The following is a 1042-nucleotide window of genomic DNA, read 5'->3' as shown; positions in this document are numbered from 1 at the left end:
TATTCAACAGGTGAAACAAATGAGAGAAAACTAGAGTTAATAAAGAAAGTTCTAGCAGAAGAAAAAGCTGAAAAATCAAATAATGGGGTGGCGTAAATATGAAGTTGTTTGGAAAGAAGAAAAAAGAAAAAAAGAAATTAGAAGCAGAAAAGAAGGATGAATTGGAACTAGAGGAGGAAGAGCAGGAGCAAGAAGAGGTACCCACTCAATTAGATAATCAAACAACCGTGTTTGATGTCATTGCCCCAGAAGGCATGAAAATTGATGCAGAAGACTATGGGGTGATTAAGCAGTCTTTAGGAAGTAATACCTTCTTCCGTCCGTTTTATATTCCACGTGATGGATACCCTCGTATGATGCAAACCAATTGGTTGAACATGTTAACTTCAGCTGGGGAAGTCGATGTCATGATTGATATTCATAAAGAGCCAAAAGCGAAAGCGATGCGATCGTTAGATATGCAGCTAACGATGTTACGTTCGAACCTTTCTTTCCAACGCACAAGAGGAAACATTGACCAAGAAAAAGACTTAGATGCAAAAATTCAAGATACAAACAATTTAATGGATGAAATTCAATTTAATGAGAATGACTCCTATATGGTGAGCACGATGGCTGTTGCATATGCAGAATCAAAGAAAGAATTAGACGTTTTATGTGAGTATCTTGAGGATGAAATGCAAGCATCACACTTTAAGATAGCAAGTACTTGGAATCGCGTGAAAAGTGGTTTGAAAGCGGTTATGCCACTAGGTGCACCAAACACTTTGCAAGATACATATCGAAATATTGATAGACGAGCGCTATGTACATTTGCACCATTTGTATCAGGTTCTGGACGATTTAATGGTGGTATACCAATAGGAAAGAACAAAATTACTGGGCAAATAGAATTTTTAAATTCGTTCGGGAATGCAGATTATCGCCCACCAAATTATAACATTGGTGTGACGGGGATCTCAGGTTCCGGGAAAAGTTTACTTTTAAAGATGAAGTTAGCTCGTGAAACGTCACTTGCAGATACACATGCAATGATTATCGA

Annotated in this window: 1 pseudogene; it reads left to right on the top strand. The window is 37.7% G+C overall.

What is annotated here, in order from left to right:
* Positions 1–98 precede the first annotated feature (98 nt).
* Positions 99–1042 (top strand): annotated as a pseudogene (locus tag MR155_RS31180) (VirB4 family type IV secretion system protein); the annotation flags it as partial.

This window comes from Bacillus cereus group sp. BfR-BA-01331, from assembly GCF_022663915.1.
GTDB classification, from domain to species: Bacteria; Bacillota; Bacilli; order Bacillales; family Bacillaceae_G; genus Bacillus_A; species Bacillus_A mycoides.
This window is presented reverse-complemented; position numbering and strand designations above follow the sequence as displayed.